At 63.5% G+C, this 14,173-nt stretch carries 14 protein-coding genes and 1 tRNA gene; 7 read left to right on the forward strand and 8 right to left on the reverse strand.

The window, feature by feature from the left end; translation table 11 throughout:
* Positions 1-63: 63 nt before the first annotated feature.
* A complete protein-coding gene (locus tag PF049_09355; GenBank protein WBY15805.1) occupies positions 64-993 on the forward strand; it encodes a mechanosensitive ion channel in 930 nt (309 codons plus the stop codon).
* Between the two features lie 33 nt (positions 994-1,026).
* On the forward strand, positions 1,027-2,265 hold the full coding sequence (locus PF049_09360) for an MFS transporter (protein WBY15806.1): 1,239 nt from the start codon (positions 1,027-1,029) through the stop codon (positions 2,263-2,265).
* Here the strand turns inward: PF049_09360 and PF049_09365 are convergent.
* The 5 genes from PF049_09365 to grxC form a co-directional block, all read right to left on the reverse strand.
* On the reverse strand, positions 2,253-2,990 hold the full coding sequence (locus PF049_09365; GenBank protein ID WBY15807.1) for a DUF1499 domain-containing protein: 738 nt from the start codon (positions 2,988-2,990) through the stop codon (positions 2,253-2,255). The two genes, PF049_09360 and PF049_09365, sit on opposite strands and share 13 nt — an antisense overlap.
* 21 nt (positions 2,991-3,011) lie before the next feature.
* Positions 3,012-3,088 (reverse strand) — tRNA-Arg (locus PF049_09370).
* A 54-nt stretch (positions 3,089-3,142) separates the two neighbouring features.
* Positions 3,143-3,616, reverse strand: a complete 474-nt coding sequence (locus PF049_09375; GenBank protein WBY15808.1) for a DUF1178 family protein — start codon at positions 3,614-3,616, stop codon at positions 3,143-3,145.
* Positions 3,613-4,440 (reverse strand): carbon-nitrogen hydrolase family protein, encoded by an 828-nt coding sequence (locus PF049_09380; GenBank protein ID WBY15809.1) that lies wholly within the window; start codon positions 4,438-4,440, stop codon positions 3,613-3,615. The genes PF049_09375 and PF049_09380 overlap by 4 nt, the downstream gene beginning before the upstream one ends.
* On the reverse strand, positions 4,440-4,703 hold the full coding sequence (gene grxC, locus PF049_09385) for a glutaredoxin 3 (GenBank protein WBY15810.1): 264 nt from the start codon (positions 4,701-4,703) through the stop codon (positions 4,440-4,442). Before grxC ends, PF049_09380 begins: the two co-directional genes overlap by 1 nt.
* Before the next feature lie 163 nt (positions 4,704-4,866).
* Here grxC and PF049_09390 point away from each other — a divergent pair, with 163 nt between their 5' ends.
* Complete coding sequence (locus PF049_09390; GenBank protein ID WBY15811.1) at positions 4,867-5,349, forward strand: Hsp20 family protein; 483 nt, start codon at positions 4,867-4,869, stop codon at positions 5,347-5,349.
* A gap of 347 nt (positions 5,350-5,696) precedes the next feature.
* Here the strand turns inward: PF049_09390 and PF049_09395 are convergent, their stop codons facing one another.
* The 3 genes from PF049_09395 to tpiA form a co-directional block, all read right to left on the reverse strand.
* On the reverse strand, positions 5,697-7,343 hold the full coding sequence (locus tag PF049_09395; protein WBY15812.1) for a CTP synthase: 1,647 nt from the start codon (positions 7,341-7,343) through the stop codon (positions 5,697-5,699).
* 104 nt (positions 7,344-7,447) lie between these two features.
* The gene (gene secG / locus PF049_09400; GenBank protein ID WBY15813.1) at positions 7,448-7,837 is read right to left on the reverse strand and encodes a preprotein translocase subunit SecG; all 390 of its coding nucleotides are present in this window, start codon (positions 7,835-7,837) and stop codon (positions 7,448-7,450) included.
* A 115-nt stretch (positions 7,838-7,952) separates the two neighbouring features.
* Positions 7,953-8,717: a triose-phosphate isomerase gene (gene tpiA / locus PF049_09405; protein ID WBY15814.1), complete on the reverse strand. Its 765-nt coding sequence runs from the start codon at positions 8,715-8,717 to the stop codon at positions 7,953-7,955.
* Between the two features lie 194 nt (positions 8,718-8,911).
* Here tpiA and PF049_09410 point away from each other — a divergent pair, with 194 nt between their 5' ends.
* From PF049_09410 to pip, 4 genes are read left to right on the forward strand one after another with little or no spacing between them, the layout of a single operon-like run.
* Positions 8,912-10,846 carry a SurA N-terminal domain-containing protein gene (locus PF049_09410; GenBank protein ID WBY15815.1) on the forward strand — a complete coding sequence of 645 codons (1,935 nt, stop codon included), beginning with the start codon at positions 8,912-8,914 and terminating at the stop codon, positions 10,844-10,846.
* A 15-nt stretch (positions 10,847-10,861) separates the two neighbouring features.
* Positions 10,862-12,376 carry an anthranilate synthase component I gene (trpE, locus tag PF049_09415; GenBank protein WBY15816.1) on the forward strand — a complete coding sequence of 505 codons (1,515 nt, stop codon included), beginning with the start codon at positions 10,862-10,864 and terminating at the stop codon, positions 12,374-12,376.
* Positions 12,373-13,212 (forward strand): phosphodiester glycosidase family protein, encoded by an 840-nt coding sequence (locus PF049_09420; protein ID WBY15817.1) that lies wholly within the window; start codon positions 12,373-12,375, stop codon positions 13,210-13,212. Before trpE ends, PF049_09420 begins: the two co-directional genes overlap by 4 nt.
* Entirely contained in the window at positions 13,209-14,171 is a 963-nt protein-coding gene (gene pip / locus PF049_09425; GenBank protein WBY15818.1) for a prolyl aminopeptidase, read from the forward strand. The genes PF049_09420 and pip overlap by 4 nt, the downstream gene beginning before the upstream one ends.
* Positions 14,172-14,173: the final 2 nt, after the last annotated feature.

Here is a 14,173-nt window from a genome sequence, read left to right on the forward strand (position 1 = left end):
GCCGATTTCGGAACCTCCCTGTCAATCGATGCGTTACGGCGCACAAATTGGGCAGGGATTTTCATGACGACGACCACGACACCGACCGCGCCGGGCGAAACCTACGACCGCACCGTGAACACGGTTGCCACATTGCAGGATACGCTGGTCGACATGGCGGAGGGGCTTATCGCCGCCCTCCCCAATCTGGCCATCGGCCTCGTCGTGCTGTTCATCACCTGGATAGTTGCCAAGTTTGCGGCCAAGATCGCCGACCGGCTGACGGGCAAGACCGATATCCGGCCAAGCCTCAAGAACCTCATCGACACTCTGGTGAAACTGGCGATCTGGCTGGTCGGCCTGATGGCCGCGCTGGTCGTGATGATGCCGGGCTTCACACCCGCAAGTGTCATTGCAGGTCTCGGCATCGGCGCCGTCGCGATCGGTTTCGCATTTCAGGACATCTTCGAGAATTTCCTCGCAGGCGTGCTCATCATGCTTCGCGAGAAGATGCGGATCGGCGATGTGATCGAATGCGAAGGGATTAAAGGCAAGGTCGAGCATATCACGCTGCGCGAAACCTATGTCCGCAAGCTGTCGGGCGAGGTCACGCTGGTACCCAACTCGATGCTGTTCAAGAACCCGGTCGAGATCCTGACCGATGAAACGCAGCGTCGCCACGAGATCATGGCAGGCGTCTCCTACGATACCGATCTCGACGAGGCGGCAAAGGTCATCCGCGCGTCGGTCGAAGGTTGCGAAGCGGTCGATAGCAACAAGGGTATCGATGTTTTCGCCAACGAATTCGGCGACAGTTCCGTCAACTTCAAGGTGCGCTGGTGGTCCGGCTCGAAGCCCCGCGACATGTGGGAATCCACGGACGAAGTCGTTCGCGCGATCAAGCGCGGCCTCGACGATGCGGGCATCGAAATCCCGTTCCCCTACATCACCCATACCTTCAAGGAGCGCGTACCCCTGGGCAAGGAACCGGGTGAGCCGAACACCGCGGGCTAGCTTTCCCAGCGCAGGTCCTTCATCGGCAATCCGATGACAGGTGACATGCAGACGCAGCCCGGCAGGAACGGCAAGGTTGAAGCCGGACCCAAGGGGCTCTCGCGGCGAAGCGAATTCGCGCTCGCGGCGATCACCGGGGCGACGGTTGCCAATGCCTATTACATCCACCCGATCATCGCGGAGATCGGGACGGACTTCGGTGTCGGAGCGGCGAGTATCGGCCTCGTGCCTGCTGCAAACCAGATCGCCCTGGCGCTTGGCATCTTCCTTCTCCTACCGCTGGGCGACCGCTTTTCCGCACGCCGCCTTTCGCTGATCTTGTCGGCGGCGCAGGCAGGATCACTGTTCCTCATGGCCGTCGCCGGAAACTTCTTCCTGTTCCTCGCCGGATCGACCTTGCTCGGCTTCTTCACGATCGTGCCGTATCTGACACCGTCCTACGCGTCCAAGCGCGTGCCGCCGGACAAGCTGGGCAGCGTCACGGCAACGCTGACGGCCGGCATTATCGTCGGTATCCTGGTCGCCCGCGTCGGAGCCGGGATCGTCGCGGAATATCTCGAATGGCGAATGGTCTACTGGATCGCTGGCGCAATCATGATGGCAACGACCCTGTCCGTGCCCGTATTTCTCGAGCCTCGCAGGGCAAGCGCCGAGCCGGCGCACCGCACGCCCTATTTTACTCTTGTCGGCTCGACCCTCACGTTGATGCGCGAATATCCGCTGGTCATACGCTCCGGCCTGATCCAGGCGCTCAATTTCGGCATCTTCCTGTCGGTATGGCTCGCCCTCGCCTTCCACCTGACGAGCGACGAGATGGGATATGGAACGGATACTGTCGGGTATCTCGCCGCCATTTCGATCGTCAGCGTCTTCGTGACACCGGCGCTGGGGCGATGGTCGGACCGGGTCGGGCCTTATCGTGCGCGGTTTTGGCTCGCGGTCGGCCAGGCCATCGGTATCGCGCTTCTCTGGCCCCTGGGGAACAGTCTCTGGCTGCTGCTGATCCCGCTCAGCATCATGAACCTGGCCGGACCGGCAATCGACGTGGCGGGCCGGATGACCTTCCTGTCCCTCGACCCGGAGGTGCGCACCCGGCTGATGACGGGCTACATCATCCTCATGTTCTGCGGTGCAGGCGTTGCAAGCTGGGCGGCGCCCGCAGCCTATGAATGGGCAGGATGGCCGGGGACCGCCACTCTGGTCGGCGTGATGTCGGCAGGGATCGTCGCGCTTTCGTGGCGCGGGATACGGACGGCCTCTCAGCCTGCCTGAAGCTCTTCCAGGAATTCGCGGATGCGTTTCGCGTTCTCGCCCAGATCGCTGATACCGACCCTGCTGACAGAACGCATATCGACCAGTGAACCGTCGCCATCCTCGACCACGCGAAGAACGACGTCGTCGCGGAATTTCAGCCAGCTGGCATAGGCCGTGGCTTCCAGGCGGCCTTCTTCGGCAGAGACGTCCGCTATCGTCCAGCCACGCGCCTCGGCGAGCGATTGCGCGCGGGCAATGACTTCTGCCGGAGGCGCGGCAATACGCACGGTGTCGAGGTCGCCATAGGCCTCCGCATGCAAGCGGCGCCATTCATCTTCGCCGGAAAGCCCGCGCAGATTATCGGGCGAAAGGGGAAGCGCGGCGAAGCTTGGCGGATCATCCAGATCGGTCGTTGCATCGTGGATGGCCGGCAAGCCGCTCGTCGACAGGACCCGCACGGCGAGCGCTCCGACGAAGAAACCGCCGATTATCAGGCCCAGCAGTGCGGGCCGCACATGCGGCCAGCCCCTGCGCCAATTCAGAAAGAGCGCGACCAGTCCAAGTAGTGCCCCGAGCGCTGCAACCGGGGTGCTGTAGAAAAGGGAGAAGAAGCCCGGCATCTTGCCGATCAGGTCGTAGCGAGCCAGCGTCATGCCGCCGAAAGCCACGATGGTTGCCGCGATAGCGAGGAAGAACGATGCCCGACTGATCCGCCGCGTCCAGGGGTGGGTGCCGTCCGTCATCGCTATCTCCCGACTTGCAGGTGGTGTCCCCGAGAGGATTCGAACCTCCGGCCCCCGGATTAGGAATCCGATGCTCTATCCAACTGAGCTACGGGGACCCGAACGCGGCAATACGGGCGACTCGCCCCGCTGGCAACGCTGTTGCATGGCTTCTAATTCGCCTCCTCCGGCGGGACGACCGGGACCAGCAAGGGCGCAATGCCGATCCCTTCCTCGATCAGGTCGAGCGCTTCTTCCTTCGTGGCGCGGCCATGGATCAGCTTCTCGTCACGCTCGCCATAGTGCATTTCCCGCGACAGGGCCGCGAAATCCTCACCCACCCAGGTGCTGTCCTTGATCGTTTTGCGCTGCTCCTTTGCAAGCGCGGCCATGGCGGCCCTGACTTTTTCCGGCAGCTTGCCGCCTTCCAGTCCCGTATCGCCCCCGCTTTCCGTTTTCCCGGCGGTCGTAAGCGTATTGCTCTTTGCGGGCACGGCGGGAGCCATCGGAGCCTTGGCTACGGCCTGCGATCCGCATTCGGGGCAGGAGACAAGCCCCCTCTCCCGCTGGTCGGCAAAATCGCCGCTCGACCGGAACCATATCTCGAACCGATGCGCGTTGTCGCATGCCAGGTCGTAAACGATCATGCGATCGACTTAGGGATATCGCGCCGGTTGGCAAGATTGGGAACCTGCGCCCGGACCTGGGCGATCCGCTGCGGGTCGATTTCCGCGAAACCGATGCCCGGCCCCTCCCCGCCGAGGTCGAGCAGGACCTCCCCCCAGGGGTCCACCACGAGGCTATGGCCGTAGGTCTCGCGGCCATCCTCGTGCCTTCCTACCTGCGCCGCAGCAACCACATAGGCGCTCGCCTCGATTGCGCGGGCCCGTTGCAGGATGTGCCAGTGCGCCTTCCCCGTCGGCTTCGTGAAAGCGGCCGGTATCGCAATCGCGTCGCAGCCTGCGCGGCCCAGCGCATCGAACAGGGCCGGGAACCGGATATCGTAGCACACGGTCAGCCCCAGCGTACCGAGAGCCGTATCTACCACACAAGACGCCGCGCCAGCGCGGTAGGCATTGGATTCGCGCCAGCTTTCCCCACTGTCGAGATCGACATCGAACATGTGCATCTTGTCGTATCGGGCAATGATTTCGCCCGACCGGTCGATGACGAATGAGCGATTGACCCACTTCCCGCCCTCATCGACGCGAAGGGCTAGCGATCCAATCGCAATCGAGATATCGTTCGCGGCCCCTGCCTCGCGCGCTGCGGCAAGAACGGGATCGGTCTCTTCGGTGCAAATAGACTGCGCCGCCCGGGCCCGGTCCCTGTCAAGCAGTCCGGTCATCTCCGGAGTGAACAGCATCTGCGCACCGCCCTGCGCTGCCTGCCCCGCTGCGTCGGCCAGAGCGGCAGCGTTCCGGACCGGGTCGATGCCCGTCTGCATCTGGGCGATGGCGATGCGGGTCATCAGCCTGCCAGAAGGGCGTCCAGCCTGCCTTCACGCTCCAACGCTGCAAGATCGTCGGAGCCGCCCACATGCGTATCGCCGATGAAGATCTGCGGGACCGTTCTCGCCCCGGGGGCGCGTGCCAGCATCTCGTCGCGCTTCGGCCCGCCCATGGTAATGTCGAACTCTTCGTAATCCACGCCCTTTTCGTCGAGCAGGCGTTTCGCCCGGACGCAGAAACCGCATCCGAACTTGGTGTAGATATCGACTTTGGGATCAGCCATTCTCGCTCCTTTTCATACCCTTGGCGTCGTCTTGAAACCGCCGGGCCCTTACCTAAATACCGTAATGCAAGCGGTGCCGATAACGGGCCGCTCCGCACTCTACAACGGATGCCGCGCCTTGCGGGTCCGACATATCATTCGAATTGCTCACAGGAGAGTTTGTATGTCCCGTTTCGATTTCACGCCCTATCGCCGCAGCACCGTCGGTTTCGACCGGCTGTTCGACATTCTGGAAAACCAGAACCGTGCCGGCGGAGGCGACAATTACCCCCCCTTCAACATCGAGAAGCGCGGCCATGACGATTATCGCATCACGCTCGCGATCGCCGGTTTCCGGGAACAGGATCTCGACATCACCGCCCAGCAGAACCTGCTGACGGTCATAGGCCGGAAACGCGAAGACTCACCTGAAGGTGAAATGCTGCATGTCGGCATCGCCAATCGCGGTTTCGAGCGCCGTTTCGAACTTGCCGACTACGTGCGGGTGAAAAACGCCGATCTGGCCGATGGCTTGCTGACGGTCGACCTGGTGCGCGAAGTGCCCGAGGCGATGAAGCCGAAGAAGATCGCGGTGAATGGCCAGCAGCCGTCGCTCTCCGTGGTCGAGGCCGATGAGGATGATGGCGAAGAGTCCAACGCCGCCTGATCGACCATTCTATCATAAACGTAAAGGGGCCCGCCCGGCATTCGAGCCGGTGCGGGCCTTTTTCATGCAGCCCAGCGGATCGTGCCTGTTCCGAAAACAATATGGGGCGGATCCCGGGATAGAGATCCGCCCCGCGACAAAGCTGCCGCCCTATCGGAGTATGGCCATCCGGGTCGCAGGAGACAGCCATCTTCCGGTTAAGCTCTGAATCGCGGTGAACGCGCCCTGTTTCGATGCTGCGCACAGGAAACATCGGTCCCTATAAGCACAGGGAGTTATCAAATGATAGGGTCGGCGAATTGTATAGGTGCGACACGGCGGCCGGATTTGGCTTGGTCCGCAACCGGTCAAACCAGTCGCGACTGTTCTAGCGCAGCGTGGATGAACCCGGCAAACAGCGGATGCGGATCGAACGGGCGCGATTTCAGCTCCGGATGGAACTGCACGCCTACGAACCATGGATGATCCGGGCGTTCGACGATTTCGGGCAGCAGGCCATCCGGCGACATGCCCGAGAACACCAGCCCGTCCTTTTCCATTGCGGGGATATAGGCCGCATTCACTTCGTAACGGTGGCGATGGCGTTCGGAAATGGTTGTCTCGCCGCCATAGATCGTGCTGACCAGGCTGTTGCCCGAAAGGGCCGCGTCATACGCGCCCAGGCGCATCGTGCCGCCAAGATCACCGCCTTCCTCGCGGGTTTCCAGACCCTCTTCGCTCATCCATTCGGTGATGATGCCGACCACGGGTTCCTCGGTCTCGCCGAATTCCGTCGATGAGGCAGAGCCATGGCCCGACGACCTCGCGCTTTCCACGCAGGCCATCTGCATGCCGAGACAGATGCCGAAAAAGGGTACCTTCCGCTCGCGGGCGAAGCGCACGCTGGCAATCTTGCCCTCGCTTCCCCGTTCGCCAAAGCCGCCGGGGACCAGGATCCCGTGAAGCGGTTCGAGCGCGGCGGCCAGTTCCGATTCCTCGCCTTCGAAAATCTCGGCATCGATCCACTTGATATGGACCTTGGTGCGATTGGCCATTCCGCCATGGATGAGCGCTTCGTTGAGCGATTTGTAGGCGTCCTGCAGGCCGACATACTTGCCGACCACGCCGATCGTAACCTCGCCTTCCGGGTGGAAATAGCGGTCGGTAACGTCTTCCCAGGCGGAAAGGTCGGGGTCCGGTGCATCGGTGATGCCGAAGCCGCGCAGGACTTCGCTGTCGAGGCCTTCGCGGTGATACTGGAGCGGGACCGAGTAGATCGACGGCGCATCGAGGGCCTGGATGACCGCTTCGGGGCGCACGTTGCAGAATTGCGCAATCTTGCGACGCTCGCCTTCCGGAAGCTCGTGTTCCGCGCGGCATAGCAGGATGTCGGGCTTGATACCGAGGCTGGCCAGTTCGCGGACGGAGTGCTGCGTCGGCTTCGTCTTCAGCTCACCGGCGGCGGCGATATAGGGGACCAGCGTCACATGGACGCTGAGCGTCTGCATCGGCTCCAGCTCGTTTCGCAGCTGGCGGATCGCCTCCATGAATGGCAGCGATTCGATGTCGCCGACCGTCCCGCCGATTTCGCACAGGATGAAATCGAGGTCCCCGTCCTCGCCCGACTGGTCGGCCAGGGCGAAATCCTTGATCGCGTCCGTGACGTGCGGGATGACCTGCACCGTCGCGCCAAGATAATCGCCGCGGCGTTCTTTCGCGATGATGTCCTGATAGACACGGCCGGAGGTGATGTTGTCGCTCTGCCGGGCAGATACGCCGGTGAAACGCTCGTAATGGCCAAGGTCGAGGTCGGTCTCGGCCCCGTCGTCGGTCACGTAGACTTCGCCATGCTGATACGGGCTCATCGTGCCCGGATCGACGTTCAGATAGGGGTCGAACTTGCGAATGCGGACCTTGTAGCCACGCGCCTGCAGCAGCGCGCCGAGGCTTGCCGCCATGAGACCTTTTCCGAGCGAGGAGACCACGCCGCCGGTAATAAAAATGAACCGCGCCATGGGAGACGAGCCTTAATCCTGGATGCGGATTCGGGGCAAGCGAATTGCATCGGCCCTGCCCGGCCCATCCACATCAAATTGTCAGAACAGAAGCGAAGGGGCGATTACTCGGTCGCACCTGCGAGCGGATCCTCGGACGGCGTGGCGGTCTCATCGACCGGCGGCGTCTCGTCCGTTTCTGCCGTCACCGAGCCATCGGCGGCACCGGCCAGCGGATCCTCGTTCGCCGTCACGGTACGGTCGAGCGTCGATTCGATCTCGTCCCCGCCTGTCACTTCCACGGCCAGCGCTGCGAGCGCGATCGAGAGGACGACGAACAGGATGGCGAGAATGCGTGTCGTCTTGGTCAGGAAATCGGCCGCACCGCGCGCACTCATCATGCCGCCCGGCGATCCGCCGATGCCGAGGCCACCGCCTTCGGAACGCTGCATGAGGATGACCGCGACCAGTGCGGCGGCCACGATCGTCTGGACGACAAAGAGGAATAGAAACATGGGTGCCGGGCACCTTTGCAATTATGCGAAAGAACGTGTGGGGCGCATCTAGGCGCTCAGCGGCGTCATGCCAAGGGGCTTGCCCGGGTGACATCCCCCGACAGCGTCAGGCATCTCAGCCTTCGGCGACATCCCCTGCAGCCAGGGCGATATTCATGAAGCTTTCGGCCGAGAGGCTCGCCCCGCCGACCAGTGCCCCGCCGACATGCGGAACAGCCAGGATCTCGCGGGCATTCTCCGGCTTTACCGAACCGCCGTACAGGATGCGCATTTCGCCGGCAGCCTCTTCCCCGAAACGGGCCTTCAGGAAGTCGTAAATCGCCTGGTGCATCGCGGCGATATCCTCGGTCGTCGGGACCAGTCCGGTGCCGATTGCCCAGATAGGTTCGTAGGCGACAGTCAGGCGTTCGCCTGCATCGGCCAGTTTCTCAGGCAGCGAATGGCGCAATTGGTCGAGCACGAATTTCTCCGCGCCGCCATCTTTCCGGACGTCTTCCGGTTCGCCGCAGCAGACGATCGCATTGATACCCGCATCCAGAGCGGCATTCAGCTTCGACAGGACCAGCGCGTCGCTCTCGCCGTGGTTTTCCCGGCGCTCGCTATGACCGAGAATGACGAATTTGGCGCCGGCGTCGGCAGCCATGGTCGCGGAGATGTCACCGGTATGCGCACCGTCCTGTTCGGCATGGCAGTCCTGCGCACCCACGGCGATCTGCTCCGCCTCGCGGTGGACGGCGTGGATCAGCGTGAACGGCGGAGCGATGGCGACTTCGGTCTTCATGTAGCGCTGGGCCGCACGGTCGATCGCCCGCGCTTCCGAAAGCATCGCGCGCGTTCCGTTCATTTTCCAATTGCCGACGATATAGGGTCGGTTGCTCATGCGATGTTCCTGAATCTCATACTTCAACCGCCCTTAGACGGTGGGGGGACGGGTCCGCTAGCCGAGCGGGCGCGATAGGTCAAAACCGTTTGCGACCTGTTGCGGCAAGGTCGCAGCCCCTATAGAGGCTCGCGACGACAAATGCCTCCCGGTAAGGGCGGCGGCAGATACATTTCCCCGGATAAACGACCGACATGATCAATTCCTTCCGCAGATTTTTCCAGTCCAAGATCGGGCTCGCGATCACGCTGGCTTTCCTCGTGGTGATCGGATTTGCCTTTGCCAGCATGGATGTATCCTCCAGCGGGACGTTCGGGGGCCTGTCGGGCACCAGCAATGTTGCCGTCGTCGGCGACGAAAGGGTCGGCACGGGCGACCTGAGCCAGGCGGCGACCAATGCGCTCGACCAGGTAAGGCAGAACAATCCGACGATCGCCATGCCCAGCTTCATCGCAGAAGGCGGGCTGGAGCAGGTGCTGGAAAGCGTCATCGACCGCACGGCAATCGCGGAATTCGCCCGCAAATACGGCCTGCGGGCCGGGACGAACCTGGTAAACAGCGAAATCCGCCGCATCCCTGCATTTCGCGGACCCGACGGCAGTTTCAGCGAAGATGCCTATCGCGGCGCTCTCGGCCAGCAGGGGCTGAGCGATGCGATGGTTCGCGACGATCTCAGCCGCGGCCTCCTGGCCCAGCAGGTCATGGTGCCCGCCACTTTCGGTACACAGCTGCCGGACAAGCTGGCAAGCCGTTACGCTGCGCTGTTCAAGGAACGCCGCACGGGCTTTCTCGGCCTCGTCCCCAGCGCCCTTTTCGCGCCGGATAAGGACCCGACCGCTGCGGAACTGCAGTCGTTCTATCGCGGCAATCGCAGCGACTATATCAGGCCGGAGCGCCGCGTACTGCGCTATGCCAGCTTCGATACGGACGCCTCGGGCGACCGGGCGGAGCCGACCGAGCGGGAACTGCGCGCCCGCTACAACGAAAACCGCGCGCAATATGCGGCCAGCGAAGAACGGTCCTTCAGCCAGGTCATCGTGCCGACGCAGCAGGCCGCAAACGCCATTCGCAACCGTGTGAGCAGCGGCGAATCGCTCGCCGCGGCCGCACGTGAAGCCGGACTGGAGCCGGCCGCCATCGGACCCGTTGCGCGCGCAGATTTCGCCAGCCAGACTTCGCCCGCGGTGGCGCAGGCCGCCTTCGAGACGCAGGAAGGCCGCATTGCTACTCCCGCGCGCAGCGGACTTGGCTGGCATGTCGTCCAGGTGACCGATGTGACCGTCATCGGTGGCCGCTCGTTCGAGCAGGCACGCAGCGAAATCCAGACCGCGCTTCGCGAGGAAAAGCGTCGCCGCGTCGTCAACGAACTGGCGGCCTCGATCGAAGAGCGCCTGTCCGACGGCGAATCCCTCGTAGACATTGCAAGGGAACTGGACATCGAGATTGCCACGTCCCGCCCCCTGACCGCCGCGGGCCTCGTCTACGGTACCCCGGACCAGCAGGCCCCGGACATCCTGCGTCCTGTCCTTTCGACCGCATTCCAGATGGAAGAGGGCGAACCGCAACTGGCCGAAGTCGAGGCGGGCGAGACGTTCCTGCTGTTCGAGACGAGCACCATCACCGAAAGCGCCACCGCTCCGCTCGCCGAGATCGAGGACGAAGTGACCGCCGCGTGGAAACTTGCCCGCGGCGCTGTCGCGGCCCGTGCGGCGGCAGATCGTATCCTCGATCGCATCGAAGGCGGCCAGAGCGTGGTGGAAGCCTTCGCTGCCGAAGAAACCCGTCTGCCCCGCCCCGATGCACTGGCACTGACGCGCGAGGAATTGCTGCAGAACCGCCAGCGTGTCATTCCGCCCCTGGCATTGTTCTTCTCGATGGCAGAAGGCTCGACGAAGCGGCTGGAAGCGGAGAACGACAATGGCTGGTTCATCGTCGATCTCGACGATATCGAGGCCGGGCTGATTGCGTCCGACGATCCGTTGTTCGCGCAGGCAAAGGCGCAATTCTCTCAGACCCTGAGCGACGAATACAGTCGCCAGTTCGTGGCGGCGATGCGTGCGGATGTCGGCGTCGAGACGAACGACGAAGCGATTGCCGCTGTGCGCCGCGCGCTCGTCGGCGAAAACTAGGGGCTCGCGGTTTCCGTGACGCCGGCGAGGCTTTCGGGCGCAGAGGACGCGCGTCTGCAACTGGCAGGTGGGCGCCCCGCCCTTGTCTGGCGCGAACTGGTCGCCGACACGCAGACACCGGTCGGCGCCGCGCTCAAGCTGATCGAACCGGGGCGCGGAGACTTCCTGCTCGAATCCGTCGAAGGCGGTGAAGTTCGCGGACGCTACAGCCTACTCGGTCTCGATCCGGACCTGGTCTTTCGCGCCGATGGGGACGGCGCTGCCATCAATTCGCACTGGCAGACCGACCGCAGCGCTTTCGTACCATGCTCAGCCGAGCCCACGTCCGCGCTGCGCGATCTCATCGGGCAAAGCCGGATCGATGTTCCCGACGGCTTGCCGCCCGCCCTTGCTTGCGTGGTCGGCTATTTTTCCTACGAAACGATCGGAATGGTCGAGGATGTGGCGCGCGCGGCGCAGCCGGGTCTCGGCCTGCCGGATATGGTCTTTACCCGGCCGACCGTCCTTCTGGTGTTCGATTCCCTGACGGACAAGCTGTTCTGTATCGCGCCCGTCTGGCCAGGCGAGAGAACGCCGGACATGCAGCTGGAAGAGGCGGCCGACCGGATCGACGACACGCTCCGAAGGTTGGACGACGCAGCACCGCGCGCAGACGGCATCGTCGATTTGCCGGAAATGAAGCCTGAACCTGCCTTGCCCGAGGGCGACTATGCCGACATGGTTGCCCGGGCGAAGGACTACATCGTTGCCGGCGACATTTTCCAGGTGGTCCTCTCGCAGCGCTTCTCCTGCCCGTTTCCCCTGCCCCCGCTTGCGCTTTACCGCGCCCTGCGCAGGGTGAACCCTTCGCCGTTTCTCTACCTTCTCGACCTGCCCGGTTTTGCAGTTGTGGGCTCCAGCCCCGAGATTCTCGTGCGGCTGCGCGAGGGCGAGGTCACGATCCGGCCTATCGCCGGGACGCGGCCCCGCGGCGCGTCGCGCGCGGAAGACGACAGCAACGAGAAGAGCCTGCTGGCCGACCCCAAGGAGCGTGCCGAGCACCTGATGCTGCTCGATCTCGGCAGGAACGATGTGGGCCGTGTTGCGAGTGAGGGCAGCGTGGAAGTCACCGACAGCTTCACCGTCGAACGATACAGCCACGTCATGCATATCGTCAGCAATGTGGTCGGAAAGCTCGATCCGTCGAAGGATGCCCTCGATGCGCTGTTCGCTGGCTTCCCTGCCGGCACCGTCAGCGGCGCGCCCAAGATACGCGCATGCGAGATCATCGCCGAACTGGAACGCGATGCGCGCGGCCCCTATGCCGGCGGGGTCGGCTACTTCGCGCCCGATGGCAGCTTCGATAGCTGTATCGTCCTGCGCACGGCCGTGGTGAAGGACGACGTGATGCACGTGCAGGCCGGTGCAGGGATCGTGGCCGACAGCGATCCTGCCTACGAACAGCGCGAATGCGAGGCGAAGGCCGGGGCACTCTTCGCCGCAGCGCGGGAAGCGGCCCGTGTCGCCAGCGAACCGGGCTTCGGCCAGTGAGGCGTTCACTCGTCATCTCATCTATCGCGCTGGTATTGGCATCGTGCGGCGACCAGTCGGGCGGGGAACCGGTCATGCGGACCGAGATCGGGTCCGGCGTCGCGGAAGAAACAGCATCGCCTCCCTCGGAAGCAGAAGGCGCGCCCGCAGCACAGGCAAATTCGCCCTGCCGCCGGACGACCGAAATGGGCGTGACCTATACCCATTGCATCGCCGACCCCGGCAAGCACCGCGTAACCATGTCTCTCGGCCCGAAAGGCTCCTATTACCGGACCTTCGCCCGGCTCGCTGGGGCGCGCAGCAGCACGGCCTCTCCGGTCGCCTTTGCCGTCAATGGGGGCATGTACGACGAGGCCGGTGCGCCCATCGGCTATTACGTCGAGGACGGGGCGCGCAGGCGCGAGCTCAACCGCGCCGATGGCCCCGGCAATTTCCACATGCAGCCCAACGGCGTGTTCTACGGTACGGACACCAGCTGGCGCATTCGGACGACCGACGATTTCTACGCCAGCGTGTCCGACCGTCCGCGCTTCGGAACGCAGTCGGGCCCGATGCTCCTGATAGACGGCAAGCTGCATCCCGATTTTCAGGAAGACGGGCCGTCGAAGATGATCCGTAACGGCGTCGGCGTCGATGCACAGGGCCGCGCGCATTTCGTCAAGTCGGAAGGCGGCGTCAGCTTTGGCAGGTTCGCTGCCTATTTCCGCGATGTGGCGAAAACGCCTGATGCACTCTATCTCGATGGCAATGTTTCGGCCTTGTGGAGCCCGGGCGATGACCGCATGGACACCACCGTCCCGCTTGGCCCCCTGATCGTGGTGGAGGAAAGAGAATGACCCAGCCAGAACGCCGCACTCTCTATCCCGAAATCGAACCTTACGAGACAGGGATGCTGGATGTCGGAGAAGGACATTCGCTCTATTTCGAGCGGGTCGGTACGCCGGGCGCGAAGCCGGCCGTATTCCTGCATGGCGGCCCCGGCGGCGGCATGGCGCCGGACCACCGGCGGCAGTGGGATCCCGAACTCTACGACGTCCTGCTGTTCGACCAGCGGGGCTGCGGCAAGTCGCTCCCGTTCGCGGAGATCGAGAACAACGATACGTGGCGCATCGTGGACGATATCGAGCGTCTTCGCGAGATGTGCGGACACGAGGCATGGCAGGCATTCGGCGGCAGCTGGGGCTCCACCCTCGCCCTCGCCTATGCGCAGGCCCACCCGTCCCGCGTGACCGACCTGGTCCTGCGCGGCGTTTTCCTCGCCACGGCGAAGGAAAAGCAGTGGCTGTATGGTTACGGCGCCAGCGAGATTATGGCCGAGCAGTGGGATGAATTCATCGGCCTGATACCCGAAGACGAGCGCGGCGACCTGGTGAAGGCGTATTACAAACGCCTGACCAGCGACGACGAGGCCACACGCCTCGCGGCCGCGCGCGAATGGTCGCTATGGGAAGGCAATGTCGCGACGCTACTGCCCAACGAAGCCCTGCTGGGCAGTTTCGCGGATCCGTCGAAAGCGGTCCCCTTTGCCCGCATCTGCGCGAAGTTCTTCCTCGAGGATTTTTTCCTGGAAGAGAACCAGCTGCTGGAAAACGTCGGTCGAATGCAGGGCATTCCCGGTACCATCGTGCAGGGGCGTCACGACATCTGCACTCCGCCAAGCGCGGCCTGGGCGCTGAAAAAGGCTTGGCCCGAGGCGGAATTCCGGATCGTTCACGATGCCGGTCACAGCGCGAGCGAACCCGGAATTATTGACGGCCTGGTGCGCGCCACCGACAGCCTGGCGGGCAAGGCCTGAGC

The organism is Erythrobacteraceae bacterium WH01K (genome assembly GCA_027941995.1).
Lineage (GTDB): Bacteria > Pseudomonadota > Alphaproteobacteria > Sphingomonadales > Sphingomonadaceae > CAJXSN01.